At 71.9% G+C, this 24,544-nt stretch carries 24 protein-coding genes; 14 read left to right on the forward strand and 10 right to left on the reverse strand.

Translation table 11 applies throughout. The features are described 5' to 3' along the window. Window positions 1-137 precede the first annotated feature (137 nt). From AB0G84_RS31795 to AB0G84_RS31805, 3 genes are all read left to right on the forward strand, one after another. Window positions 138-1,934 (forward strand): DEAD/DEAH box helicase, encoded by a 1,797-nt coding sequence (locus tag AB0G84_RS31795; RefSeq protein ID WP_361328550.1) that lies wholly within the window; start codon window positions 138-140, stop codon window positions 1,932-1,934. 370 nt (window positions 1,935-2,304) lie between these two features. Further along, window positions 2,305-2,946 carry a helix-turn-helix domain-containing protein gene (locus AB0G84_RS31800; protein ID WP_361328553.1) on the forward strand — a complete coding sequence of 214 codons (642 nt, stop codon included), beginning with the start codon at window positions 2,305-2,307 and terminating at the stop codon, window positions 2,944-2,946. Window positions 2,947-3,055: 109 nt separating this feature from the next. Beyond that, window positions 3,056-3,835 (forward strand): S16 family serine protease, encoded by a 780-nt coding sequence (locus tag AB0G84_RS31805; RefSeq protein ID WP_361328556.1) that lies wholly within the window; start codon window positions 3,056-3,058, stop codon window positions 3,833-3,835. A gap of 27 nt (window positions 3,836-3,862) precedes the next feature. Here AB0G84_RS31805 and AB0G84_RS31810 read toward each other — a convergent pair whose 3' ends face one another. From AB0G84_RS31810 to AB0G84_RS31830, 5 genes are all read right to left on the reverse strand, one after another. Further along, window positions 3,863-4,858: a glycine betaine ABC transporter substrate-binding protein gene (locus AB0G84_RS31810; RefSeq protein ID WP_361328559.1), complete on the reverse strand. Its 996-nt coding sequence runs from the start codon at window positions 4,856-4,858 to the stop codon at window positions 3,863-3,865. After that, a complete protein-coding gene (locus AB0G84_RS31815) occupies window positions 4,855-5,652 on the reverse strand; it encodes an ABC transporter permease (protein ID WP_361328730.1) in 798 nt (265 codons plus the stop codon). Before AB0G84_RS31815 ends, AB0G84_RS31810 begins: the two co-directional genes overlap by 4 nt. 122 nt (window positions 5,653-5,774) lie before the next feature. Beyond that, complete coding sequence (locus AB0G84_RS31820) at window positions 5,775-7,046, reverse strand: betaine/proline/choline family ABC transporter ATP-binding protein (RefSeq protein ID WP_361328562.1); 1,272 nt, start codon at window positions 7,044-7,046, stop codon at window positions 5,775-5,777. After that, window positions 7,039-7,686: an ABC transporter permease gene (locus tag AB0G84_RS31825; protein WP_361328565.1), complete on the reverse strand. Its 648-nt coding sequence runs from the start codon at window positions 7,684-7,686 to the stop codon at window positions 7,039-7,041. Before AB0G84_RS31825 ends, AB0G84_RS31820 begins: the two co-directional genes overlap by 8 nt. A gap of 20 nt (window positions 7,687-7,706) precedes the next feature. Further along, window positions 7,707-8,174, reverse strand: a complete 468-nt coding sequence (locus tag AB0G84_RS31830) for an Lrp/AsnC family transcriptional regulator (RefSeq protein WP_361328568.1) — start codon at window positions 8,172-8,174, stop codon at window positions 7,707-7,709. A 129-nt stretch (window positions 8,175-8,303) separates the two neighbouring features. On the opposite strand from AB0G84_RS31830, the gene hppD reads away from it, so the two are divergent. The 5 genes from hppD to AB0G84_RS31855 all read left to right on the forward strand — a co-directional run bounded on the left by hppD (window position 8,304) and on the right by AB0G84_RS31855 (window position 13,422). After that, on the forward strand, window positions 8,304-9,467 hold the full coding sequence (hppD, locus tag AB0G84_RS31835) for a 4-hydroxyphenylpyruvate dioxygenase (RefSeq protein ID WP_361328571.1): 1,164 nt from the start codon (window positions 8,304-8,306) through the stop codon (window positions 9,465-9,467). Between the two features lie 277 nt (window positions 9,468-9,744). After that, complete coding sequence (locus tag AB0G84_RS31840; RefSeq protein ID WP_361328573.1) at window positions 9,745-11,109, forward strand: FAD-linked oxidase C-terminal domain-containing protein; 1,365 nt, start codon at window positions 9,745-9,747, stop codon at window positions 11,107-11,109. Between the two features lie 74 nt (window positions 11,110-11,183). Then, window positions 11,184-11,507 carry a hypothetical protein gene (locus tag AB0G84_RS31845; RefSeq protein WP_361328575.1) on the forward strand — a complete coding sequence of 108 codons (324 nt, stop codon included), beginning with the start codon at window positions 11,184-11,186 and terminating at the stop codon, window positions 11,505-11,507. 9 nt (window positions 11,508-11,516) lie between these two features. Beyond that, a complete protein-coding gene (locus tag AB0G84_RS31850; RefSeq protein WP_361328577.1) occupies window positions 11,517-11,807 on the forward strand; it encodes a ribosomal protein L7/L12 in 291 nt (96 codons plus the stop codon). A 148-nt stretch (window positions 11,808-11,955) separates the two neighbouring features. After that, window positions 11,956-13,422, forward strand: coding sequence for an NAD(P)/FAD-dependent oxidoreductase (locus AB0G84_RS31855; RefSeq protein WP_361328580.1), 1,467 nt, complete (start codon window positions 11,956-11,958; stop codon window positions 13,420-13,422). A gap of 19 nt (window positions 13,423-13,441) precedes the next feature. Here the strand turns inward: AB0G84_RS31855 and AB0G84_RS31860 are convergent, their stop codons facing one another. Together AB0G84_RS31860 and AB0G84_RS31865 are read right to left on the reverse strand one after the other, a co-directional pair. Next, a complete protein-coding gene (locus tag AB0G84_RS31860; RefSeq protein ID WP_361328583.1) occupies window positions 13,442-13,843 on the reverse strand; it encodes a tetratricopeptide repeat protein in 402 nt (133 codons plus the stop codon). Between the two features lie 238 nt (window positions 13,844-14,081). After that, entirely contained in the window at window positions 14,082-14,558 is a 477-nt protein-coding gene (locus AB0G84_RS31865; protein ID WP_361328586.1) for an SsgA family sporulation/cell division regulator, read from the reverse strand. Window positions 14,559-14,795: 237 nt separating this feature from the next. On the opposite strand from AB0G84_RS31865, the gene AB0G84_RS31870 reads away from it, so the two are divergent. Together AB0G84_RS31870 and AB0G84_RS31875 are read left to right on the forward strand one after the other, a co-directional pair. Continuing rightward, window positions 14,796-16,334 carry an RDD family protein gene (locus AB0G84_RS31870; protein ID WP_361328589.1) on the forward strand — a complete coding sequence of 513 codons (1,539 nt, stop codon included), beginning with the start codon at window positions 14,796-14,798 and terminating at the stop codon, window positions 16,332-16,334. Window positions 16,335-16,736: 402 nt separating this feature from the next. Then, entirely contained in the window at window positions 16,737-17,192 is a 456-nt protein-coding gene (locus AB0G84_RS31875) for an RDD family protein (RefSeq protein ID WP_361328591.1), read from the forward strand. A 57-nt stretch (window positions 17,193-17,249) separates the two neighbouring features. Here AB0G84_RS31875 and AB0G84_RS31880 read toward each other — a convergent pair whose 3' ends face one another. After that, window positions 17,250-17,606: a hypothetical protein gene (locus AB0G84_RS31880; protein WP_361328594.1), complete on the reverse strand. Its 357-nt coding sequence runs from the start codon at window positions 17,604-17,606 to the stop codon at window positions 17,250-17,252. A 386-nt stretch (window positions 17,607-17,992) separates the two neighbouring features. Here AB0G84_RS31880 and AB0G84_RS31885 point away from each other — a divergent pair, with 386 nt between their 5' ends. After that, window positions 17,993-20,383: an immune inhibitor A domain-containing protein gene (locus AB0G84_RS31885; protein ID WP_361328597.1), complete on the forward strand. Its 2,391-nt coding sequence runs from the start codon at window positions 17,993-17,995 to the stop codon at window positions 20,381-20,383. A gap of 123 nt (window positions 20,384-20,506) precedes the next feature. Beyond that, window positions 20,507-20,920: a hypothetical protein gene (locus AB0G84_RS31890; protein WP_361328733.1), complete on the forward strand. Its 414-nt coding sequence runs from the start codon at window positions 20,507-20,509 to the stop codon at window positions 20,918-20,920. Window positions 20,921-21,011: 91 nt separating this feature from the next. Here AB0G84_RS31890 and AB0G84_RS31895 read toward each other — a convergent pair whose 3' ends face one another. Beyond that, window positions 21,012-21,608 carry an isochorismatase family protein gene (locus AB0G84_RS31895; RefSeq protein ID WP_361328600.1) on the reverse strand — a complete coding sequence of 199 codons (597 nt, stop codon included), beginning with the start codon at window positions 21,606-21,608 and terminating at the stop codon, window positions 21,012-21,014. A 172-nt stretch (window positions 21,609-21,780) separates the two neighbouring features. Beyond that, on the reverse strand, window positions 21,781-23,109 hold the full coding sequence (locus AB0G84_RS31900; protein WP_361328603.1) for a nicotinate phosphoribosyltransferase: 1,329 nt from the start codon (window positions 23,107-23,109) through the stop codon (window positions 21,781-21,783). Between the two features lie 176 nt (window positions 23,110-23,285). Here AB0G84_RS31900 and clpS point away from each other — a divergent pair, with 176 nt between their 5' ends. Then, window positions 23,286-23,615 (forward strand): ATP-dependent Clp protease adapter ClpS, encoded by a 330-nt coding sequence (gene clpS, locus AB0G84_RS31905; protein WP_361328736.1) that lies wholly within the window; start codon window positions 23,286-23,288, stop codon window positions 23,613-23,615. After that, window positions 23,612-24,205 carry a DUF2017 domain-containing protein gene (locus AB0G84_RS31910; RefSeq protein ID WP_361328606.1) on the forward strand — a complete coding sequence of 198 codons (594 nt, stop codon included), beginning with the start codon at window positions 23,612-23,614 and terminating at the stop codon, window positions 24,203-24,205. The genes clpS and AB0G84_RS31910 overlap by 4 nt, the downstream gene beginning before the upstream one ends. The last annotated feature ends 339 nt before the right edge of the window (window positions 24,206-24,544 follow it).

A 24,544-nucleotide genomic window follows, 5' to 3' on the forward strand; every position in this document is an offset into this window, starting at 1 on the left:
CAGGCCGAACACGTACGGGCCCGCCGGCCGCGCGCAAGGCCAGGCCACGGTGGGAAAGCCGAACACGTGGGAAGCCGGCCAAGCGCAGCGGATAGGCTGACGCGGTTGCCGATCGCCGACCCCAGCCGACGGAGACCGTGACTACCACCACCAGCGCCACCAACAACCATCACCTGTCCCCGGCCTTTCCTGGGCGGGCCCCCTGGGGTACCGCGAACAAGCTGCGTGCCTGGCAGCAGGGGGCCATGGACCGCTACATCCAGGCCCAGCCCAGAGACTTCCTCGCCGTGGCGACGCCCGGAGCCGGTAAGACCACGTTCGCGCTCACGCTCGCCTCGTGGCTGCTGCACCACCACGTCGTACAGCAGGTCACGGTCGTCGCGCCGACCGAGCACCTGAAGAAGCAGTGGGCGGAGGCGGCGGCCCGGCTGGGCATCAAGCTCGACCCGGAGTACAGCGCGGGACCGCTCGGCCGTGAGTACCACGGTGTCGCGCTGACCTATGCGGGCGTGGGGGTGCGGCCGATGCTGCACCGCAACCGGATCGAGCAGCGCAAGACCCTGGTCATCCTCGACGAGATCCACCACGCCGGCGACTCCAAGTCGTGGGGCGAGGCGTGCCTGGAGGCGTTCGAGCCGGCCACCCGGCGGCTGGCGCTGACCGGCACGCCGTTCCGGTCCGACACCAACCCGATTCCGTTCGTGACCTACGAGGAGGGCAACGACGGGATCCGGCGCTCGGCCGCCGACTACACCTACGGCTACGGCAATGCGCTGGGCGACGGGGTCGTCCGGCCGGTGATCTTCCTCTCGTACAGCGGCAACATGCGCTGGCGGACCAAGGCCGGCGACGAGATCGCCGCCCGGCTCGGCGAGCCGATGACCAAGGACGCCGTCTCGCAGGCCTGGCGCACCGCGCTGGACCCGCGCGGTGAGTGGATGCCGAACGTGCTGCGGGCCGCCGACCAGCGGCTGACCGAGGTCAGGAAGGCGATCCCGGACGCGGGGGCGCTGGTGATCGCCACCGACCAGGAGCAGGCGCGGGCGTACGCCAAGCTGATCCGGGAGATCACCGGCGAGGGCGCCACGCTGGTGCTGTCCGACGACTCCGGTGCCTCACAGCGCATCGACGACTTCTCGGCTTCGCAGGACCGCTGGATGGTGGCGGTGCGGATGGTGTCCGAGGGGGTTGACGTGCCGCGGCTGGCGGTGGGGGTGTACGCCACCACGATCTCCACGCCGCTGTTCTTCGCGCAGGCCGTGGGGCGCTTCGTGCGGTCCCGCAAGCGCGGTGAGACCGCCTCGGTGTTCCTGCCGACCGTGCCGTCGCTGCTGGGCTTCGCCAATGAGATGGAGGTCGAGCGCGACCACGTCCTGGACAAGCCCAAGAAGGACGCGGAGGAGGATCCGTACGCCGAGTCCGAGAAGGAGATGGACGAGGCGAACAAGGAGCAGGACGAGGACACCGGCGAACAGGACCAACTCCCCTTCGAGGCGCTGGAGTCCGACGCGGTCTTCGACCGGGTGCTCTTCAACAGCGCCGAGTTCGGTATGCAGGCGCACCCGGGCAGCGAGGAGGAGCAGGACTACCTCGGCATCCCCGGGCTGCTGGAGCCCGACCAGGTGCAGCTGCTGCTGCAGAAGCGGCAGGCCCGGCAGATCGCCCACAGCAAGAAGAAGCCGGACGCCGAGGCGGACCTGCTGGAGATGCCGGCCGAGCGGCGCCCGGTGGTCACGCACAAGGAGCTGCTGGAGCTGCGCAAGCAGCTGAACACGCTGGTGGGGGCGTACGTCCACCAGAGCGGCAAACCGCACGGCGTGATCCACACCGAGCTGCGGCGGGTCTGCGGCGGGCCGCCGAGCGCGGAGGCCACCGCCGGTCAGCTGACCGAGCGGATCACCAAGGTGCGGGAGTGGGCCACGCGGATGCGCTGAGCCGTCCGGCCGTCGTGAGGGTGGTGTCCCGGTCCGGGGCGCCACCCTTGTGCGTGGCGCGGGGTGTTGCCTCTGGGGACCCCGGGGGGCGCGCCGGCGTACCGGGGGCGTGTTGTGGCTCTCTTGGAAACACCGCATGCCCAGTTGAGCGGGGCAAAAGCGGAAATTGCGGGCGGGGGAGACCGGATTCTGGACGGACTCTTCCGCTGACCGGACTGGCTCGCTACTGTCCCGGTCACGCACACGCCCCGTGGCAGCGCCGCCGCGGAGCGCAGCCGGTGCCACGCGGCCGGCGGCCTCTAGCGCGCGCTGCTCCGGGACCCGCAGCGCGTCGCGCCGGAGCGCCGCCACTCACACCAGGAGGGGCGTCGTGACCGCAGAGACCTCCCAGACACTCGACCGAGGACTGCGCGTCCTGAAGCTTCTCGCCGACACCGATCACGGGCTGACCGTCACCGAGTTGTCCCACAAGCTCGGCGTCAACCGCACCGTCGTCTACCGCCTGCTGGCCACCCTGGAGCAGCACGCCCTGGTACGCCGCGACATCGGGGGCCGGGCCCGGGTGGGCCTGGGCGTGCTGCGCCTGGGCCGTCAGGTGCATCCGCTGGTCCGGGAGGCGGCGCTGCCCGCGCTGCGGTCGCTCGCCGAGGACGTGGGGGCCACCGCGCACCTCACCCTGGTCGACGGTACGGAGGCGCTGGCCGTCGCCGTCGTCGAGCCGACCTGGACCGACTACCACGTCGCCTACCGGGCCGGATTCCGTCACCCGCTGGACCGCGGGGCGGCCGGCCGGGCGATCCTCAAGGCCCGCCAGGGCCGCATCCAGGACGCCGGACTCGCCCTGACGCACGGGGAGTTGGAGGCCGGCGCGAGCGGTGCGGCGGCCCCGCTGCTCGGGGTGAGCGGCATCGAGGGCAGCGTGGGGGTGGTCATGCTCACCGACAACGTCTCCGAGCGGGTCGGGCCGCGGGTGATCGACGCGGCCCGGGAGGTGTCCGAGGCGCTGCGCTGAGCGCCCCCGCGGGGGCGGGCGACCGCGGAGTGTGAAGGGGCGGTGGCCGTGTGGTGAGCTCGTAGCGCCTGACGGCCCTGGTGGGACGGGGGTCAATTAGGGTGGCGGGGTGTCCTCACGCGTTCGTGCCCTGGCGGCCTGCACCGCACTCGTCCTCGCCCTCCTCGTCACCGCGGCCCTCGCCCCGTTGCCGTACTCGGTGGCGTATCCGGGCATGACGGCGAACGTGCTGGGTCAGGACAAGGGCAAGCCGGTGATCACCCTCACCGGCGCCACGCCCCGGAAGACCAGCGGCCAGCTGCGGATGACCTCGATCGTCGCCACCGGCCCGGACGCCTCGGTGCACCTGTCGGACATCGTCAAGGGCTGGTTCCGCACCAACGAGGCCGTGATGCCCAAGGAGGCGGTCTACCCGGTGGGCAACAACACCGAGGAGATCGCCGAGCACAACGCCCAGGAAATGAAGCAGTCGCAGGACACCGCCACCGCCGCGGCCCTGAACCAGCTCGGCAAGTCGCCCAAGGACATCAAGGTCTCCCTGAGCCTCGCGGACGTCGGCGGGCCCAGCGCCGGGCTGATGTTCGCCCTCGGCATCGTCGACAAGCTGGACGGCGACGGCGCCGGGCACGACCTGACCGGCGGCCGGACCGTCGCCGGCACCGGCACGATCACCGCGCACGGCGCGGTCGGCGCGGTCGGCGGCGTCCCGCTGAAGACCCAGGCCGCGGCCCGCGACGGCGCCTCGGTCTTCCTGGTGCCCCGCAAGGAGTGTGCGGACGCGGCCGCGGAGCTGCCGAAGGGGCTGCGGCTGATCCCGGTGTCGACCCTGGACGGCGCGGTGGACGCGCTCAAGGCGCTCCGGTCCGGGGGGCCGGTCCCCAGCTGCTGAACCAGGGACCGGCCCGGCGGACGGCGGCTACCCCGTCTTGATGAAGCCCTCCTGCAGCAGCCAGTTCTTGGCGACCTCGTGCGGGTCCTGGCCCTCCACGTCGACCTTGCGGTTGAGGTCCTGGGCGACGGTGTTGTTCAGCGCCCGGGTCACCGGGGCCAGCACCTCGGCCATGGCGGGGTACTTCTTCAGCGACGCGGCGTTGATCTCGGGGGCCGCGTTGTAGTTGGGGAAGAAGTGCTTGTCGTCGGCGAGCACCTTCAGGTTCATCGCCTTGATCCGGCCGTCGGTGGTGAACACCTCACCCAGGGCGCAGGTGCCCTTCTTGGTCTCGGTGTAGACGACGCCGCCGGTCATCTTGCGGATGTTGGACGACGGGATCTGCATGCCGTACGCCCGGGCCATGCCCGGCAGGCCGTCGTTGCGGGTGGCGAACTCGTTCTCCACGCACAGCGTGACCGCGCCGGGGTTCTTGTGGGACAGCGCCGCGACGTCGGAGAGGGTGTGCACGCCCAGCTTCTTCTGGTTGGCGGGGTTCAGAGCGAGCGCGTAGGTGTTGTTGAGCTTCGATGGCGGCAGCCAGACGATGCCGTTCTTGCGGTCCTCGTCGCGGACCACCCGCCACTGCTCCTGCGGGTCGATGACCGGTTTGGTGTGGCCGAGGTAGGTGATCCAGCCGGTGCCGGTGTACTCGTACGCGGCGTCCGCGGTGCCGGACTTCACCGCCTCCCGGGCACCGATCGACCCCTGGATGCTGGTCTTGTCGATGACGTGGGCGCCGGCCGCCTTGAAGACCAGGCCCATGATCTGGCCGAGGACGATCTGCTCGGTGAACTCCTTCGAGGTCACGGTCAGCTGCGCCCCGGTGAGCGGCCGGCCCGGATAGCCCGCGTGCGGTCCCGGCAGGACGTTGTCGGTCATCTCACTGCCGCTGACCAGGCCGCAGCCGCCGAGGGTGAGCAGCACCAGCAGGGCGAGCGCGGTGACCGGGCGGCGGGCGCGCGTACGGCGGCGGATGCTCATGTGGCCACCTCCAGTCCGCGCGGGCGCAGCAGCAGCTCGGCGAGCGAGGCCAGCCACTCCACCAGCAGCGCCAGCGCCACGGTCAGCACGGAGCCCAGGATCAGCACCGGCATCCGCTGGGTGACGATGCCCGCGGAGATCAGGTCGCCCAGGCCGCCGCCCCCGCCGAAGGTGGCCAGCGTCGCGGTGCCGACGTTCAGCACCAGCGCGGTGCGGACGCCCGCCAGGATCAGCGGGACCGCCAGCGGCAGCTCGACCCGGGTCAGCACGCCGATGGGGGACATGCCGATCCCGCGGGCGGCCTCGGTCAGCGTCGGGTCGATCCCGCGCAGGCCGGCGATGGTGTTGGCCAGGACCGGCAGCACGGCGTACAGGACCATGCCGACGATCGCCGAACGGGGGCCGATGCCCAGCCAGATGACCAGCAGGATCAGCAGACCCAGGGCCGGCACCGCCTGGCCGAGGTTGGCGATGGCCATCGCCAACGGCGTCGCCCGGCGCAGCTTGGCCCGGGTCAGCGCGATGCCCAGCGGGATCGCGATGATCAGCACGAAGAAGGTGGAGATCGCGGTGAGCTGGATCTGCTGGCGCAGCGCCAGCCACACCTTGCCGTTGTCCACCGCCTGCCGGGCGATGGAGTCCAGCTGCAGACTGTTGAACCACACCCAGGTGGCCAGCAGCGCCAGTACCAGGAAGGCCGGCATGAAGGTCCACTTCTGCCAGCTGATCCGGCGCCGCCCGGGTGGTGCGGACGGCACGGGCGCCTCACCGGACGCCAGCTCCCGCTGCTCCATCTCCACGCCGTCGCGGAAGGCGAGCGCCTCGTGGTCGCTGGGGCGCTGCCCGCCGCCCCATGGGGTCTTCTCCCCGGGCCGGCCGGCCTCCTCCGGCTGGGGGCCGTGCTCGTCGCCGGCGCTCATGCCGTGACCCCGCCGGCGTCGGGCCCGCCCACGGTGTCCACGCCCTCCTGCTCCAGGTGGGTGCGGCGGGCGCGCTGCTCCTGGAGCTGGTGCTGGTGCTCCAGGGCCTCCAGCCGGTCCTCCTCCAGCAGTTCGTGGACGTTGTTCATCAGCGTCTCCATGTCGACCACGCCGGTGTACTCGCCGCGCCGCCCGGTGACCGCCACCCGGCCCGCGCTGTCGGTGAGCACCGCCTCCAGCGCGTCGCGCAGCGTCGCGTCCCGGGTCACGGTGTGCTGCACCAGCGCCCCGGCCCGCGCCAGCGTCCCGGTGGCGCGGGAGAGGTCGCCCCGGCGCAGCCACTTGTACGGGCGGCGGTTGCGGTCCAGCAGCAGCAGTTCGTTGTGGCCGCCGGAGCGCAGCTGGTCGACGATGGACTCCAGCGGGTCGTCGAGGGTGGCGGTGGGGAAGTCGACCACCCCGACGTCCCGTACGCGGGTGAGGTTGAGCCGCTTGAGGGCCGCGCCCGCGCCGACGAAGCCGGAGACGAAGTCGTCGGTGGGGTTGGTGAGGATCGCCTCGGGGGTGTCGAACTGGGCGATGTGGCTGCGCTCGCGGAGCACCGCGATGCGGTCGCCGAGCTTGATCGCCTCGTCGAAGTCGTGGGTGACGAAGCAGATGGTCTTGTGCAGCTCGTGCTGGAGCCGGATCAGCTCGTCCTGGAGGTGGTCGCGGGTGATCGGGTCGACCGCACCGAACGGCTCGTCCATCAGCAGCACCGGCGGGTCCGCGGCGAGCGCCCGGGCCACCCCGACGCGCTGCTGCTGGCCGCCGGAGAGCTGGCGCGGATAGCGGTCGTGGAACTCGGCCGGATCCAGGCCCACCAGGTCGAGCATCTCCTCGACCCGGTTCTTGGTCTTGCTCCGGGACCAGCCGATCATCTTGGGGACCAGGGCGATGTTCTGTGCGACCGTCATGTGCGGGAAGAGGCCGGAGGCCTGGATGGCGTAGCCGACCTTGCGGCGCAGCCGGACCGGGTCGATGCCGGTGACGTCCTCGTCGCCGATCCGGATCCGCCCGGAGGACGGCTCGATCAGCCGGTTGATCATCTTCAGGGTGGTGGACTTCCCGCACCCCGAAGGCCCCACGAAGATCACCGTCTCGCCGGCCTTGATCTCCATGCTGACGTTGTCCACCGCCGGGGTGGGGTTCCCCGGATAGATCTTCGTCAGGTTCTCCAGCTCGATGTTCGCGCCGGAGGGGGCGGCGTTCTCGGGCGTCTCAGGCACGGATCCCCCTGGAGATGGTCAGGCGTCCGATCAGGACGTAGGCGGCGTCGAAGAGCAGGGCGAGGACGGCGATGCCGAGGGTGCCGGAGAGCACCTGGTTGAGGGAGTTGGCGCTGCCCAGCGAGGCGATCCCGCGGAAGATCTCGTTGCCCAGGCCGGGGCCGGAGGCGAAGGCGGCGATCGCGGCGATGCCCATCAGCATCTGGGTGGCGACCCGGATGCCGGTGAGGATCGGCGGCCAGGCCAGCGGCAGTTCGACTTTGAAGAGTCGGGCAGTGCGCGACATCCCGATGCCCTTGGCCGCGTCGACCAGCGCCGGATCCACCCCGCGCAACCCCACGATGGCGTTCCGCACCACCGGCAGCAGTCCGTACAGGGTCAGGGCGATCACCGTCGGGGCGACGCCGAGGCCGACGATCGGGATCAGCAGACCGATCAGGGCCAGCGACGGGATGGTGAGGACGGTGGCGGTCGCGGTGGTGGCGAGGCCGCCGGCCCACTCGCTCTGATAAGTGACCACGCCGATGAAGACCCCCAGCAGGGTGGCGATCACCATGCACTGGAAGACCGCGCTGGCGTGTTGATACGTGTCCGTCAGCAGCTGGGCGTGCCGGGTGCTGACGTACTCCCAGAAGCTCACCGTCACTCTCCTCGGTTCGGTCAGTCTCCTGACGCCTGCTGCACCAGCGGGATGATCCGCAACGGAACCGGATTTTCCATGACAATCGCCGTTGAGGCCCGCACGATGCCATCAAAGCCCACAACCCGGTCGATCACCCGCTGTAGATCGGCGTTCGAACGGGCCACGAGCCTGCAGAGCATGTCCCCGTGTCCCGTCGTTGTATGCAGCTCCAGCACCTCGGGAACGGTGGTCAAGTGGGCCCGTACGTCATTCCCTTGGCCCTGTTTGATCTCCAGGGTCGCGAAGGCGGTGACGGGGTAGCCGAGCGCCGCGGGGTCCACCTCGGGCCCGAAGCCCCTGATCACTCCATTCGACTGAAGCCGGTCGAGCCGGGCCTGGACCGTGCCGCGCGCCACGCCCAGCCGCCGGGAGGCCTCCAGGACGCCGATCCGCGGCTCCTGTGCGAGCAGCTCCAGCAGCGCCCCGTCCAAATGATCGATCGCCATCGCTCGCTCCCTCGATTGGGATGGTCATCATGTACAGATAGCTCGGTGTGGTCCGTCGCTTGCTATGCATATTGCCCAGTCGATTCACAAACTATTGCGCACCTTGTGGATCGGAGGGACTCTGCGGCCATGGCAGACACCACGATGCACACCCAGCCCACCACCCCCGGCCCGGCTCGGCAGCGGCAGGCGGACCCCTTCCCGGTCAAGGGGATGGACGCGGTCGTCTTCGCCGTCGGCAACGCCAAGCAGGCCGCGCACTACTACTCCACCGCCTTCGGCATGAAGCGGGTCGCCTACTCCGGGCCGGAGAACGGCAGCCGGGAGACCGCGAGTTATGTGCTCGAATCCGGTGGCGCCCGGTTCGTCTTCACCTCCGTCGTCAAGCCCACCACCGAGTGGGGCCGCTTCCTGGCCGACCACGTCGCCGCGCACGGCGACGGCGTCATCGACCTCGCCATCGAGGTCCCCGACGCCCGTGCCGCCTACGAGTACGCCGTCGCGCACGGCGCCACCGGCCTCCAGGAGCCCTACGACCTCAAGGACGAGCACGGCACCGTGGTGCTGGCTGCCATCGCCACCTACGGCGAGACCCGGCACACCCTCGTCGAGCGGTCCGGCTACGACGGCCCCTACCTGCCCGGATACGTCGCCGCCGGGCCGGTCGTCGAGCCGCCGGCGAAGCGCTTCTTCCAGGCCGTCGACCACTGCGTCGGCAATGTCGAGCTCGGCCGGATGAACGAGTGGGTCGGCTTCTACAACAAGGTCATGGGCTTCACCAACATGAAGGAGTTCGTCGGCGACGACATCGCCACCGAGTACTCCGCCCTGATGTCCAAGGTCGTCGCGGACGGCACCAAGAAGGTCAAGTTCCCGATCAACGAGCCGGCGATCGCCAAGAAGAAGTCGCAGATCGACGAGTACCTGGAGTTCTACGGTGGCCCCGGCGTCCAGCACATCGCGCTGGCCACCAACGACATCGTGTCGACGGTCCGTCAGATGCGGGCCGCCGGCGTGGAGTTCCTCGATGTGCCCGGCTCCTACTACGACACCCTCGGAGAGTGGGTGGGCGACACCCGCGTCCCCATTGAGGAGCTGCGCGAGCTGAAGATCCTGGCCGACCGCGACGAGGACGGCTACCTGCTGCAGATCTTCACCAAGCCGGTCCAGGACCGCCCGACCGTCTTCTTCGAGATGATCGAACGGCACGGCTCCCTGGGCTTCGGCAAGGGCAACTTCAAGGCGCTCTTCGAGGCGATCGAGCGCGAGCAGGAGCGCCGCGGCAACCTCTGACGCCTTCGGCGTCGCTTCGGGTGTCGCTCGCTCCCGGTGGTCGGTGCCGGGTGCGGGCCGCCGGTCGGCCGGGTGCGGTACTGCTCCGCTCGGCGCTCCGCTTTTGCTCCTTGACCGAGCCTTCGGAAGCAGAGCTCCCGCACCCGGCCCCTCCGGTCCGCGCCCTCCGGCCGGTCGGCGGGCGCCCGTCTCGTCGCGGTGCTGCTTCCGGCGTCGGTCCGAGGCGTCCCGTTCGGTGATCTTCCGTGTACGACCCATGGATGCGAGGCTGGGTGTTATGGACCTCATCGCACGGCTGCGTGCCGGCCTCCCGGATGGAGCGATCCTCACCGACCCGGACGTCACCGGCTCCTACGCCAACGACATGGCGAGCTTCTGCGAGGCGGGCGCCCCCGCCGTCGTCGTGCTGCCCCACACCGTCGAACAGGTCCAGCACGTCATGCGGACCGCCACCGAACTCCGCGTCCCGGTTGTCCCCCAGGGGGCCCGTACGGGGCTGTCCGGCGCGGCCAACGCCTCCGACGGCTGCATCGTGCTCTCGCTGGTCAAGATGGACCGGATCCTCGAGATCAACCCCGTCGACCGGATCGCGGTGGTCGAGCCCGGCGTCATCAACGCCGTGCTCTCCCGCGCCGTCAACGAGCACGGCCTCTACTACCCGCCGGACCCCTCCAGTTGGGAGCAGTGTTCCATCGGCGGCAACATCGGCACCGCCTCCGGCGGCCTGTGCTGCGTCAAGTACGGCGTGACCGCCGAGTACGTCCTCGGCCTCGACGTCGTCCTCGCCGACGGCCGGCTGCTGACCTGCGGCCGCCGCACCGCCAAGGGCGTGGCCGGCTACGACCTCACCCGCCTGTTCGTCGGCTCCGAGGGGAGCCTGGGCATCGTCGTCCGCGCCGTCCTCGCGCTCCGGCCGGAGCCGCCCCAACAGCTCGCGCTGGCCGCCGAGTTCCCCTCCACCGCCGCCGCCTGCGAGGCGGTCTGCGAGATCATGGCCCGCGGCCACGCCCCGTCCCTGCTGGAGCTGATGGACAACACCAGCATCCGCGCGGTCAACGACATGGCGCAGATGGGCCTCCCCGACACCACCGAGGCCCTGCTCCTGGCTGCCTTCGACACCCCCGACCCGGCCGCCGACCTCGCCGCCGTTGGCGCGCTGTGCACCGCAGCGGGCGCCACCGAGGTCGTCCCCGCGGAGACCGCCGCCGAGTCCGACCTGCTGCTCCAGGCCCGCCGGCTGACCCTGACCGCACTCGAACGGGTCAAGTCCGCGACGATGATCGACGACGTCTGCGTCCCGCGGTCCCGGCTCGCCGAGCTGCTCGACGGCACCGCCGCCATCGCCGAGAAGTACGGACTGACCATCGGCGTCTGCGCACACGCCGGCGACGGCAACACCCACCCCACCGTCTGCTTCGACGCCGCCGACCCCGACGAGTCCCGGCGCGCCCGCGAGTCCTTCGACGCCATCATGGCGCTCGGCCTGCAGCTGGGCGGCACCATCACCGGCGAACACGGCGTCGGTGTGCTGAAGAAGGAGTGGCTCGCGCGCGAACTCGGCCCGGTGGGAGTGGAGTTGCAGCGCGGCATCAAGCAGGTCTTCGACCCCCTGGGGATCCTCAACCCCGGCAAGCTGTTCTGACCCCGGTCGCGCGGAACGTCCCTGATCAGGGGGGCGGATGCACACGCGCGGGGGAGGGAAGGTTGACTTCCCCCATGACGATCAACGATCCGCACCGACCGGGCGAGGGCATGGTCACCTTCCGGGTGACCGGCCGGGGCGTCGACGAGCTCACCTATGCCGTCCAGGCGCCCGGCGACTCCGGGGCCGAACACCAGGTCAGCCGGCCCGAGTTGCCGTGGTTCGTGGTGACCGACGCCCGTGGGGTGGGCGCCATGCCGCTGCTCACCCTCACCCTGGAAGGGCCCGACGCCTACGCCGAGTGCGAGATCCTCACCGACGGCGCCCCGGCGCTCCGCGGCACCGTCCAAGGCCCCGCCGCAACCGCGGTGTTCATGGCACGGGCCGCCGCCTCATAGGGTGAGATCATGGAATCCCTGCTTCCCGTCATAGGCCTGCTCGTGCTCGCCGTCGGCATGATCGCCTCGGCCACCGACCGCCGCGCCAAGACCCTCGACCGCCGGCTCCGCCGACTGGAGGGCAAGATCGACCTGCTGCTGGCCGACGCGGGCATCGAGAACCCCGACGAACCCGGGATGGCCCGGATCGACGACCTGCTGGCGCAGGACAAGAAGATCGAGGCGATCAAGGCGCACCGCGAGCTGACCGGCTCCGGGCTCGCCGAGGCCAAGGAAGCAGTCGAGCGCCGGATGCGCTGACGGCCCCATGGGCAGAGGATGGCCACAAGGACCCGCCGGGACCCGGCGGGGCCCCGCCACCGCGGGCGCCGTTCCGCGGCCCGCCCGCGGTCCCTCCTGTTCTACGGCCCACCGTGGCCGCCCGTGTGCACCCAGGGAGCGAGAGCCGATGGCAGCGACCGAAGCGACCGGAGACACCGACGAGGCGTATGACGTCATCGTGCTGGGAGCCGGCCCCACCGGCGAGAACGTCGCCGACCGGGCGCACGCCGCCGGCCTGAGCGCGGTCATCGTGGAGAGCGAGCTGGTCGGCGGCGAGTGCTCCTACTGGGCCTGTATGCCCAGCAAGGCGCTGCTGCGCCCGGTCACCGCCCGGTCCGAGGCCCGCACGGTGCCCGGCCTGAAGGACGCGGTGGCCGGCCCGCTGGACGCCCCGGCCGTGCTCGACCACCGCGACGCCTTCGCCTCCTACTGGAAGGACGACGGCCAGGTCCGCTGGCTGGACTCGGCCGGGATCGACCTCGTCCGCGGCGAGGGCCGGCTGGCCGGGCCCCGCCGGGTCGTCGTCGACGGCGGCCGGGTGCTCACCGCACGGCACGCGGTCGCGGTGTGCACCGGCAGCCGCGCGGTGCTGCCGCCCGTTCCCGGCCTCGCCCAGGCCCAGCCCTGGACCAGCCGCGATGCGACCAGCGCCAAGGCCGTACCCGGCCGGCTGGTGGTGGTCGGCGGCGGCGTGGTGGGCGTCGAGATGGCCACCGCCTGGCGGGCCCTGGGCGCCTCCGTGACGCTGCTGGTGCGTGGCGACGGACTGCTGCCCCGGATGGAGCCGTTCGCCGGCCGCCTGGTCGCCGAATCGCTCGCCGAGGCGGGCGCCTTCCTGCGCACCGGCGTGGAGGTGCGCGAGGTGCGCCGGGAGGCCCCCGGCGGCCCGGTCACCGTCGTCCTGGACTCCGCTCCCGGAGGAGGCGCCCCCGGCGACGAGATCGTCGCCGACGAGCTGTTGATCGCCACCGGACGGGCCCCGCGCACCGAGAACATCGGCCTGGAGACGGTCGGCCTGGAACCCGGCTCCTGGCTGGAGGTCGACGACAGCTGCCGGGTGACCGGGGTCCCCGGCGGCTGGCTCTACGGCGTCGGCGACGTCAACCACCGCGCCCTCCTCACCCACCAGGGCAAGTACCAGGCCCGGATCGCCGGGGCGGCGATCGCCGCGCGCGCCCGGGGCGTGCCGATCCTGGAGTCCGACCCCTGGGGCGCACACGCCGCCACCGCGGACCTGCGGGCCGTCCCGCAGGTCGTCTTCAGCGACCCCGAGGCCGCCTCGGTGGGGCTGACCGCCGCGGCGGCCGAGCGGGCCGGCTACCGGACCCGGGTGGTGGACCAGGACCTGGCGGCGGTGGCCGGGGCGTCCCTGTACGGGGACGGCTACCGCGGCCGCGCCCGGATGGTCGTCGACCTGGACCGCGAGGTGCTGCTCGGTGCGACCTTCGTCGGCCACGGGGTCGGCGAACTGCTGCACTCCGCGACCGTCGCGGTGGCCGGCGAGGTCCCCGTCGAGCGGCTGTGGCACGCGGTGCCGGCCTATCCGACGATCAGCGAGGTCTGGCTGCGGCTGCTGGAGGCCTACCGCGGCTGAAGCCGGCGGGCTCTCGCGGTCAGGCGCCGTCCGCGCCCAGCGCCGCGGCCATCCGCAGCTCCCCGGCGGCCTCGGCGGCGCGGCCCTGGCGCTGGAGGGTGCGGCCCAGCATCAGCCGGGCATACGCCTCGACCGGGTCGCGCTCCAGCACGGCCCGCAGCTCGGCCTCCGCGCGCCCCAGTTGGGCGGAGTGGTAGTAGGCGCGGGCGAGCAGCAGCCGCGGTGCGACCGGGCGCGGGTCCTCGTCCACCAGACCACGCAGGATCCGGGCCGCCGCGGTGTAGTCCTTCGCCTCGAAGAACAGCCCGGCCCGCGCCCAGCGGTCGGCGGCGGTGCCGTGCGCGTAGTACGCGGAGTCCGCGTCGTACGCCGTGGAGGCGGGAAGGTGCGGTGCGGTGCGGGGGCGCTGGGTCTCGGTCATGCCGGACCCAACACCCCACGCCGACGGCACATTCCACGGGGCCCCTGGGAGCTGCGGGTCGCGTGGGGCCCGTAGGCCCCAAAGGCCCCACGGGCCCCATGGCTTGCACGGGTTACACGGGTTGTACGAGGTGTGCGGGGTGTGCGGGTCCGGCCGGCGGCGGCGCGGCGACCTGCCGCGCCGGCCGCCGGGTCCACGCCCCGCGGCCACCCCTCGGCGTTCTCCTCGGGGGGCACCCCTACGCCCCGGGCTCCGGGGCGTCGTCCGACGGCCAGGCGTCGCCCGCCCCCAGATCGTCCCGGGAAGCCAGGGCGAGCAGCGCGCTCAGCCCTGTGTCCAGGCCCAGGTGCCGGTGTTCCGTGCCCGGCGGCACCACCCGCAGGGTGCGCTCCAGCCACGCCGAGACCGCCGCCGCCGGCGCCTCCACCAGGGCCTCGCCCTCCGGGGAGTCCAGCGCCAGGCAGACCAGGCTCCGGCCGTCCACCTTGGTCGGCCACACCCGCACATCGCCCTCACCGCACGGCCGGAACACCCCCTCGACCAGCAGTTCCCGCGCGAAGGTCCACTCCACGGGCGTGTCGGACCCGATGTGGAAGGTGACATGGACGGCGTAGGGGTCGTCCGACCGGTACGTCAGCCGGGCCGGCACCGGGATGCTCCGGTCCGGCGCCAGCACCAGACACAGCTCCAGCTCTCGTTCCACCACGGTGTGCATGAAGTCCGCCTCTCGTCATCGTCCGCGCGGACCTGGGACCGGTCCCGCACGAACTGGAGAGTCGCCGGACGCCGGACTCTTACACGACTTCGTACAACTTTTTTCCCGGGCCTCTTCCAGGTGGTCGTCCGCGGGCAGGGCACCGATGTGCCCCGGGGTCTGATAGATGTGGACGCCGCCTTGCGGCAGACTGCACCCCACACCCACCAGGCCGAGTACAGATACGGGACTTCGGACATGAGCGCCCCTACCTCAGGATCCGCCGGCGGTAGCCCCACGCCAGGCTTCTACCCGGACCCGTCCATCCCCGGCTACATCCGGTACTGGAACGGCGCCGCATGGGTGCCGGGCACCAGCCGGCCCGCCCCGCCCGAGGGCGAGGCGATGCCCGCAGCCCCGCCCGGTGCGGCCGCGTCGCCTGCCCCCGCCACGCCCGCCGTGGAGGAGACCGGGCCGGTCTTCCTCGACGAGGAGCCGGCCGCCGGCGGGGGACTCCCCGCGGTGCGCGGCAGCGCCGAGGTCGAGGCCCGGCAGGCACCGGCGAGCTGGGACGACCCGGCCCGGCTGCACGGCGGCAGCCCGGAACCGGCCTCCGCCTGGCAGGCCGACGCCTCCCGGCAGAGCGGGTTCGAGGGCGCCGACCACCGGGTCTCCTGGGGCTCTCCCGACCAGGCGCCGCCGGGCACCCCGGGCGGCGCCGCCTCGTGGGGCGCGGTACCGCCGCAGCGCGAGCAGCAGCCCGGTGCGGTGCCCGCAACGCCCTCGCAGGCCACGCCGCACCCGCACGCGCCCGGGGCGCCCGGCGGCGACGGGACGGTCACCATCCGCGCGGTCAACCCGGCCCGCCGCGGCCCGAACTCCGGCGACCAGGGCACGACCGCGATCCGTGCGGTACGGCCGGACTCCGGGGGCGCGGCCCCGGCCACGCCCGCCAAGGGCGGCGAGACGATGGCGATCCGGGTCGCCGGCGGCGCGAAGCCCGCCCCGTCCGGCGGCGCCGCCCCGCAGTCCCTGCCGTCCACCGGCGACCGGCAGGCTCCGCAAGCCCCGTCCCCGCAGGCCCAGGCGCCGCAGAGCCCCGCCCCCGCCGAGCGGCCGGCCCCGCAGTCCCCGGCGCCACAGGCCCCGCAGGCCTCCGGCCGCCCCGCCGCCGCGCCCGCGGCGCCCTTCCCCGCACAGGGCGGTGCCGCCCCGGCCGCGTCCGGAGCGCAGGGCGCCGGCTCCGAGGGCGTCATCCCCTGGAAGCCGCCGAGCGCCGCCGACCCCTTCTTCGCTGCTGCGCAGGCCGCCCAGGGCACCCCGGCCGGGCTCGGCCGCCGGCTGGCGGCCCGGCTGATCGACACCCTGGTGCTGGGCGCGGTCACCGCCGCGGCGGCCCTGCCCCTGTGGAGCACCGTCACCGACCACCTCGACGCCAAGGTCGAGGCGGCCAAGCAGTCCGGCCGTCAGGTGACCGTCTATCTGATCGACGGCACCACCGCCCCGGTGTTCGGCGCGATCCTGGCCGTCCTGCTGATCGGCGGGGCGCTCTACGAGGCGCTGCCGACCGTCAAGTGGGGCCGCACCCTGGGCAAGAAGCTGTGCGGGGTACGGGTCCTGGACATCGAGAGCCATGACACCCCCACGCTGGCCGCCGCGCTCAAGCGCTGGTTCCTCTACGGCGTGCTCGGTGTGCTGGTCGTCGGTGTGGTCAATGCGCTCTGGTGCGTCTTCGACAAGCCGTGGCGGCAGTGCTGGCACGACAAGCTGGCGCGCACCTTCGTGGCGTCCGGCTGAGCGGTTTCCGGTCGGCCGGCGTCCGGCCGACCGGGCGGCGGCCGGTCCCCCGAACGGCCTTCGCCGGATGCGCCCGGCCGCGAGTGGCGGTCGACTCGGGCCATGAGCACCGAGCAGCCCGGCAATGGCTCCCCTCGTAACAACGCACCGCAGGGCGGCGCCGCGGGCGGTGGCGAAGGCACGCCGCCGCCGGGAGGCACACCGCCGCCGCCCCCGGGCGGAACCCCGCCGCCGGGAGGCACACCGCCACCGCCCCCGGGCGGAACCCCGCCTCCCGGAGACGGGACCCCGCCCCCCGGAGGCGGAGCCCCACCGCCCCCCTCAGGAGAGCCGTACGGCGCCGGCCCGTACGCCGGGGACCCCTACGGCGGGCAGTATGGGGCGGCCGATCCGTTGGCCGGAATGCCGCCGCTGGCGAACCGCGGCCGGCGCCTGGTGGCGCGGATCATCGACGCGATCATCATCGGGGTGCCGGTTTCCGTGATCATGACCCTGATCGTCGGCGGAGTGGACTACTTCAGCACCAGCAACGTCGAGGCCGGCAAGCAGTCGACGGTCTCCGGCGTCACGATGCTGGCGTACCTCATCTACGAGGGGCTGATGCTCGCCAACCGTGGCCAGACCCTCGGCAAGATGGCCATGAAGATCCGGGTGGCGATGCTCGCGAACGGCTCGATCCCCACCGCACAGGCGGCCTGGATCAGGGCCGCGGTCTATACGCTGCCGGAGATCGTGCCGTGCTGCGGGTTCATCTTCTGGCTGGTCAACGTCCTGTGGTGCACCTGGGACCAGCCGTATCACCAGTGTCTGCACGACAAGGCCGCGAAGACCGTGGTGGTGTCCACGGAGACCCCCTAGTGAGGCCGTGAACGGGGACCCGCTACGGGCGCTGTCCCGAGCCGGCCGGTGCCCCGCTCAGCGGGAGTGCTCGCCTACCCGGGCCTCGGTGGCGCCGGCCGCCTCGGTGAGCCGGCGCCGCGGCACGCCGTCACAGGCGCCGGGCGGGGGCACCGGTGCGGTGGGGGAGGGTACGGCCTGGAGTGGCGCCGGCCCGGCGGGCGGCGCGGACCGTACGACGTGCCGGCGGACCACCCGCGACACCCCGGGGATCGAGGCCGTCATGGCGACCAGCAGCCCGAGCCCGAGCCCGGCGATGGCGATGACCGCGACCCCGATCCCCGTCTGCGTCTGCGAGAGCAACAGCATCGCGAGGGTGGCGAGAAAGACGGTGGCCGAACCGTAGACGAGCTGGGTGGCAGTCGGACGAGGCATGGCGGAATCCGTCCTCAAAGGGTCGGGCAGGGGGAGTCGGTCAGGGTCGCGCCATCACACGAGCCTACGGTCCTTGGTGCCCGGGCGGAACGCCAGGTAAGCGTGACCTAACCCACGGGGCGGAAGCATAAGGGGCGCACAACGCCCGCGCATGCGAACTGACGCTGGTGTCATGGCTGTTCGGGCGGGGGCGCATGCGCGTGGGGCATATACGCCCGGGGTCTGCGGGGCGTGGGGAGGCCGCCGCTCGGTGTCCGATAGCCGCGACAAGCGGACCGAGTAACGTACTGGCCTGTCGTGAGCAAGTCAAGATCTGTCTTTTTCCCCGTACTTCCGGTCGAATGCCCTCGAACAGTGACCGCGTTCGAAGGGGAGGACAGCGCCAAGTGAGAGACCACAGACGGGTGTTCAGATCGGCCGCCCTGGCCACGGCAATCGCCGCGATCGGGGCGGCCGCTTTGTCTTCGGGGGTGGCCACGGCCGACCCGCAGGGGTCGTCGCAGGCGGCCCGGCGCCATGACCCGGCGCCCGAGCGGAGCGTGAACCACGACCTCAAGGGCCCGTTCACCGACCGGGAGACCGCCGAGCGCAAGGAAGCGCTCCAGCAGGTCATCTCCGGCAAGGCGGCGGCGACCGAGCGCGGTGGTTCGAAGGTCGTCAAGCTGGGCCGTAGCAAGTACGTCGAGCTGGCCCGGCAGAAGACCGACAAGATCTTCACCATCCTGGTGGACTTCGGCGACAAGGTCGACAACACCACGATGTTCGACCCCGACGGCGACGGCCCCAAGCCCCCGGTCAAGAAGTACGGCGGCGACCCGGGACCGGCGCACAACCAGATAGCCCAGCCGGACCGTGCCAAGGACAACAGCACGGCCTGGCAGAAGGACTTCAACCAGCAGCACTTCCAGGACCTCTACTTCTCGCACGACAAGAAGAAGCAGTCGCTGGCCAAGTACTACGAGAAGCAGTCCTCGGGCCGCTACTCGGTCCAGGGCGAGGTCTCCGACTGGGTCAAGGTCGACTGGAACGAGGCCCGTTACGGCTCCAACTACTGCGGCCAGACCAACTGCGCCAACGCCTGGGACCTGATCCGCGACGGCGTCAACCAGTGGGCCAAGGACCAGAAGGCCAAGGGCCGCACCGACGCCCAGATCAAGGCCGACCTCGCCAAGTACGACCAGTGGGACCGCTACGACCACGACGGCGACGGCAACTTCAACGAGCCCGACGGCTACATCGACCACTTCCAGATCGTGCACGCCGGTGAGGACGAGTCCGCCGGCGGCGGCGTCCAGAAGACCAACGCCATCTGGGCGCACCGCTGGTACGCGTACGGCTCCGACGCCGGCAAGACCGGCCCCGCGGCCAACAAGGCGGGCGGCACCCAGATCGGCGACACCGGCATCTGGGTCGGTGACTACACCATGCAGCCGGAGAACGGCGGCCTCGGTGTCTTCGCCCACGAGTACGGCCACGACCTGGGCCTGCCGGACGAGTACGACACCACCGGCACCGGCGAGTCCTCGGTGGACTTCTGGTCGCTGATGTCGGGCGGCTCCTGGCTGGGCCGGGGCAAGGACTCCATCGGTGACCTGCCCGGCGACATGAGCGCCTGGGACAAGCTGCAGCTGGGCTGGCTCAACTACGGCAAGGCCAAGGCCGCGACGAAGTCCACCCACAAGCTGGGGGTGGCCGAGTACAACACCAAGGACAAGCAGGCGGTGGTCGTCACGCTGCCGTCCAAGGCCGTCAAGACCGAGGTCGTCCAGCCCGCGCAGGGCTCCCACCAGTGGTGGAGCGGCATGGGTGACGACCTCAAGAACACCCTGTCCCGGCCCGTCGACCTCACCGGCAAGTCCAAGGCGGCGCTGACGCTCAAGGGCTGGTGGGACATCGAGAAGGACTACGACTTCCTCTACGCCGAGGTCTCCACCGACGGTGGGAAGGACTGGACGCCGCTGGACGGCACCGCGGGCGGCAAGGCCATCCCGCGCGACGGCAGCGACAAGCCGGCGCTGACCGGCACCGTCGCCGCCTACCAGGACCTCGTCTACCCGCTGGACGCCTACGCGGGCAAGAAGATCGACCTGCGCTTCCGCTACCAGACCGACGGCGGCGCCGCCCAGAAGGGCTTCGCGGCCGACACCCTGAGCGTGGTCGCCGACGGCAAGCCGCTGTTCAGCGATGACGCCGAGGGCGACGACAACGGCTGGACCAGCAAGGGCTTCTCGCGCATCGGCGGGTCCTTCACCAAGGACTACCCGCAGTACTACATCGCCGAGAACCGCCAGTACGTGTCGTACGACAAGACCCTCAAGGTCGGCCCGTACAACTTCGGCTGGACCACGGACAAGCCGGGCTGGGTGGAGCACTTCCCGTACCAGAACGGCGTGCTGATCTGGCTGTGGGACACCTCGCAGCCGGACAACAACGTCGGCAAGCACCCCGGCTACGGGCAGATCCTCCCGGTCGACGCGCACCCCAAGGCCGAGCACTGGGCGGACGGCAAGCTGATGCGCAACCGCTTCCAGAGCTACGACTCGACCTTCACCCGCTTCCGGACGGACGCGCTCACGCTGCACCGGGACGGCAAGCCGGTCACCATCGCCGCGAAGAAGGGCGTGACGCTCTTCGACGACCGGCACGGGGTCTACTACGACAAGACGAACCCGACCGGTGGTGTGATCGTCCCTGACACCAACACCCAGATCAAGATCACCAAGGAGGCCGGGGACGGCTCCACGGTGACCCTGAAGATCGGCCCCGCCGGTAAATAAAAGATAAAAGTCGCAGGTCAAGAGCGAATCGGCCGTTGCCCACTAGCGGGCGGCGGCCGATTGGCGTTTAGATGCGACCGACAGATCCTTGTTGACGCCAAGTCTCACGGGGGAGATATGACGATGACCCGTGGCGGCTTCATCAGGCTTCCGGACGGAAGCGTGGTGGTCGCCCTCTCGCTGCCCAGGCCGCCCCACGGCCCGCGGTCCGGACCGTACGAGTGCGGCTGCCGGGTCCGGATCCTGGTGCACGCCGTGAACCGCCAGCGCGCCCTGACCAGGCTGCGCAACCTCGGCCTGCGCTCGGTGTACCTCCGCGGCAACAGCGAGCCGCCCACGCCGGACGAGGTCACGGCGGTGCTGCACCATCCCGACGGCCTGGTCTGGCGGGAGGCACCGGACGACGACACCGAGTCCTGGCACCCGATACGGGCGCTGTGGCGGGTCGGTCCGGCCGGCGGTCGTACGGCGTCCGCCCGGGCGGAGTACCCGGGCGGGCCGGACGACGGCCGCGAACGCCCCGCGTCGGCGGCCTGAGGGCCCTGGCGGCACCCTGGGCCCTTCGGCGCCCGGGGTCCGGGCCCGCCCCTCCGGGGGCGGGCCCGAGCCGCCCCTCCGGAGGGGCGGCTCAGCCGCCCCCGACCACCGCCTTGCCGGTCAGCTCGGCCCCGGCGGCCCGCAGCTCCTCGACCGCCCGCTCGGTGGTCCCGGCGGCCACCCCGGCCGTCAGATCCAGCAGGACATGGGTGCGCAGCCCCGCGGCGAGCGCGTCCAGAGCGGTGGCCCGTACGCAGTGGTCGGTGGCGATGCCGACCACATCGACCTCGGTGACGCCGTGGTCGCGCAGCCAGTCCGCGAGCCCGGTGCCGTTCTCGTCCGTGCCCTCGAAGCCGCTGTAGGCGGCGGTGTGGGCGCCCTTGTCGAAGACCGCGTCCACCGCCCCCGAGGCGAGCGCCGGGGCGAAGTTGGGGTGGAACCCGCTGCCCTCCGTGCCGGCCACGCAGTGCACCGGCCAGGAGTGCGCGTAGTCGGGCGTGTCGGAGAAGTGGTCGCCCGGGTCGATGTGGTGGTCCCGGGTGGCCACGACATGGCGGTAGCAGCCGCCGGCCGCCTGGCCGATCAGGTCGGTGATGGCCGCCGCGACATCCGCACCCCCCGCCACCGCGAGGCTGCCGCCCTCGCAGAAGTCGTTCTGCACATCAACGACGATCAATGCCCGGTGCATGGTGCGTGCCTTCCGGCTGGGAATCGGGGAGGGGCGCGGGAGTGGTGGTGTGACCGAGGGTAGCCACTGGCGGGGGATTGCGGGAGTGGTCCGGACCCGGTCCGCCCCTCCCCGTCCTCCTCAGCGGTCCGCCCGCACCGCCCGGTGCCCGGCGAGCGCGGGGCGGGGCGGCTCAGACGTACTCGGTGGGCAGCACCGGCTCGCCGCGCGAGAGCTGGGTCGCCGACAGCGGCAGCCCGGCGCGCGCCGAGAGGTGCCGGTCGCGGGCGGCCTCCAGCGGCTCACGGGCCACCACCGTGCCGTCCTTCACCAGCGGCACCTGGAGCAGATGGTCGGCCAGCTCCGCCGGCACCGGCCCGGTGCCGATGACCTCGGCCTCCGCCACGCCGTGCGCGTCCGGCCTGCGGGCCGCCCACTTGCGGCCGCCGACCGAGGACTTGGCGCCCATCGACCTCTTCGCGACCGACCGCAGCGGGGCGCCCGGCTCGTCGCCGTCGGCGCGGGCGACCAGCTTGTAGACCATCGAGCAGGTCGGGTGCCCGCTGCCGGTCACCAGGCGGGTGCCCACCCCGTACGCGTCCACCGGCGCGGCGGCCAGCGAGGCGATGGCGTACTCGTCGAGGTCGCTGGTCACCACGATCCGGGTCTTGGTCGCGCCCAGCGCGTCGAGCTGCTGGCGCACCCGGTGGGCGATCAGCAGCAGGTCGCCGGAGTCGATCCGTACGGCGCCCAGGTCCGGGCCGGCCACCTCCACCGCGGCGCGCACCGCCTCGGTGACGTCGAAGGTGTCCACCAGCAGGGTCGTACCGCTGCCGAGGGTCTCGACCTGGGCGGTGAAGGCCTCCCGCTCGGAGTCGTGGAGCAGGGTGAAGGCGTGCGCGCTGGTGCCGACGGTGGGGATGTTGTAGCGGAAGCCGGCCGCCAGGTCGGAGGTGGTGTGGAAGCCGCCGACGTACGCGGCGCGGGACGCGGCCACCGCCGCCAGCTCGTGGGTGCGGCGGGCGCCCATCTCCATCAGCGGGCGGTCGCCGGCGGCCACCGCCATCCGGGAGGCCGCCGCGGCCACCGCCGAGTCGTGGTTGAGGATGGAGAGGATCACCGTCTCCAGCAGGACCGCCTCGGCGAAGGTGCCCTCGACCCGCATCACCGGCGAGCCGGGGAAGTAGACCTCGCCCTCCGGGTAGCCCCAGATGTCGCCGCGGAAACGGAAGTCGGCCAGCCACTGGAGCGTGGGCTCGTCGAGGATGCCGCGCTCGCGCAGGAAACCCAGGATCGTCGCGTCGAACCGGAAGTTCTCCACCGCGTCCAGCACCCGTCCGGTGCCGCCCACCACGCCGTAGCGGCGGCCCTCGGGCAGCCGGCGGGTGAAGACCTCGAAGACCGAGCGCCGGTCCGCGGTGCCGGACCGCAACGCGGCCTGCAGCATGGTGAGTTCGTACTGGTCGGTGAAGAGCGCAGTCGACGGCACGGCCACCGGCAGCCCCAGGTCTGCTGTGTTCATGGAGGAGATGCTACCCCCATTACTCGTCACTTTGACGATAGTGGGTGGGGTGGCTCCGCGGGCCCCGTCCGGACCGGGTGTGCGGCGCGCCGACGCGGCCTGCCCGAGGGGCATTTGTGCACCACGGGGCCCCGGGTGGCAGCATGGGGCCTGTGAGCGCCCACCCGACACCCACGATCACGCTCCGACCGCACCACTGCACGCTCAGTGTCCCGGTCGAGATCGAGCGTCCCGAGTCGAGCGAGGCACCCTTCGCGGTCCCCGAACCCGACCTCCCGTGGGTCACGATCGTTCACAACGACCCCGTCAATCTCATGAGCTACGTCTCGTATGTCTTCCAGACGTACTTCGGCTACTCCAGGGACAAGGCACACCAACTGATGCTCGACGTCCACCACAAGGGCCGCGCGGTGGTCTCCAGCGGTAGCCGCGAGGAAATGGAGCGGGACGTACAGGCCATGCACGGCTACGGCCTGTGGGCGACCCTCCAGCAGGACCGCCGATGACCGGTCACTTCGAGCCACTGCCGGAGGGCGGCGCCGCGGTACCGCTCGACGAGGTCGAGATCTCCATCCTGCGCAGCCTCGCCGTCCAGCTGATGGAGCTGATCGGGCCGGGCGACGAGCCCGCCGACGACGAGGGGGAGGACCTGCTGGCGTCGGTCTTCAGCGACGGCCCCAGCGAGCCGCCCGCCGACCCGGTCCTGGCCCGGCTCTTCCCCGACGCCTACGGCGGCCCCGACCTCGTCCCCGATGACGACGTACGCGCCGCCTCCGCCGAGTTCCGCCGCTACACCGAGAACGACCTGCGCGCCCGCAAGCGCGCGGACGCGCTGGCGTTGATCCGCGCGCTGGACACCCTCGCACCGACCGGCGGGGACGCCGTGCTGCGGCTGCGGCCCGAGGAGTGCCACCAGTGGCTGGGGGCCCTCAATGACCTCCGGCTGGCCATCGGCACGCGCCTGGAGGTCACCGACGAGGACGACGGCGGGGAGTTGCTGCGGCTGCCGGACAGTGATCCGCGCAAGCCGATGGTGATGGCCTACCTCTGGCTGGGCGGGCTCCAGGAGACCCTGGTCGAGTCGCTGATGTCCTGACATCCCGCCCGGCGGCGGCCCGGCCGGGGCCGTGCGTCGGGGGTGTCGGCGCGAATGCGGAGGTAGCGTCCGCTCAGCGGATGTTCAAATCCGGATAACGATCGCGTCACATGCGGCCATGCGTCTTGCTGCTCTTTGCGCCTTTCGTCCCGTTTTGGCGCCGGTGTGACACAGATCATCTCTAGGCGATCAAGGAAGGGCCGTGATACATCTTCACGACCTGCCGTGAGCGACACCACCCCTGTCGCTCGCGGGAGCGCTTAGCCGGCCGACCGTCGGCGTGCAGGACTCCATCCGGGGGGATCGGGACCCGATCCGGACAGACCGGATCGGTATGGA

The organism is Streptomyces sp. NPDC020742 (assembly GCF_040641675.1).
Lineage (GTDB): Bacteria > Actinomycetota > Actinomycetes > Streptomycetales > Streptomycetaceae > Streptomyces.

Coding starts and splice junctions, on each gene's coding strand:
- AB0G84_RS31830 (WP_361328568.1), bottom strand. CDS start 8,174: ATGGCGATCGATCATTTGGACGGGGCGCTGCTGGAGCTGCTCGCACAG.
- AB0G84_RS31900 (WP_361328603.1), bottom strand. CDS start 23,109: ATGAACACAGCAGACCTGGGGCTGCCGGTGGCCGTGCCGTCGACTGCG.
- AB0G84_RS31895 (WP_361328600.1), bottom strand. CDS start 21,608: ATGCACCGGGCATTGATCGTCGTTGATGTGCAGAACGACTTCTGCGAG.
- AB0G84_RS31850 (WP_361328577.1), top strand. CDS start 11,517: ATGGAATCCCTGCTTCCCGTCATAGGCCTGCTCGTGCTCGCCGTCGGC.
- AB0G84_RS31815 (WP_361328730.1), bottom strand. CDS start 5,652: ATGGAGCAGCGGGAGCTGGCGTCCGGTGAGGCGCCCGTGCCGTCCGCA.
- AB0G84_RS31860 (WP_361328583.1), bottom strand. CDS start 13,843: ATGACCGAGACCCAGCGCCCCCGCACCGCACCGCACCTTCCCGCCTCC.
- AB0G84_RS31845 (WP_361328575.1), top strand. CDS start 11,184: ATGACGATCAACGATCCGCACCGACCGGGCGAGGGCATGGTCACCTTC.
- AB0G84_RS31865 (WP_361328586.1), bottom strand. CDS start 14,558: ATGCACACCGTGGTGGAACGAGAGCTGGAGCTGTGTCTGGTGCTGGCG.
- AB0G84_RS31855 (WP_361328580.1), top strand. CDS start 11,956: ATGGCAGCGACCGAAGCGACCGGAGACACCGACGAGGCGTATGACGTC.
- AB0G84_RS31810 (WP_361328559.1), bottom strand. CDS start 4,858: ATGAGCATCCGCCGCCGTACGCGCGCCCGCCGCCCGGTCACCGCGCTC.
- AB0G84_RS31875 (WP_361328591.1), top strand. CDS start 16,737: ATGCCGCCGCTGGCGAACCGCGGCCGGCGCCTGGTGGCGCGGATCATC.
- hppD (WP_361328571.1), top strand. CDS start 8,304: ATGGCAGACACCACGATGCACACCCAGCCCACCACCCCCGGCCCGGCT.
- AB0G84_RS31910 (WP_361328606.1), top strand. CDS start 23,612: ATGACCGGTCACTTCGAGCCACTGCCGGAGGGCGGCGCCGCGGTACCG.
- AB0G84_RS31840 (WP_361328573.1), top strand. CDS start 9,745: ATGGACCTCATCGCACGGCTGCGTGCCGGCCTCCCGGATGGAGCGATC.
- AB0G84_RS31890 (WP_361328733.1), top strand. CDS start 20,507: ATGACCCGTGGCGGCTTCATCAGGCTTCCGGACGGAAGCGTGGTGGTC.
- AB0G84_RS31870 (WP_361328589.1), top strand. CDS start 14,796: ATGAGCGCCCCTACCTCAGGATCCGCCGGCGGTAGCCCCACGCCAGGC.
- AB0G84_RS31880 (WP_361328594.1), bottom strand. CDS start 17,606: ATGCCTCGTCCGACTGCCACCCAGCTCGTCTACGGTTCGGCCACCGTC.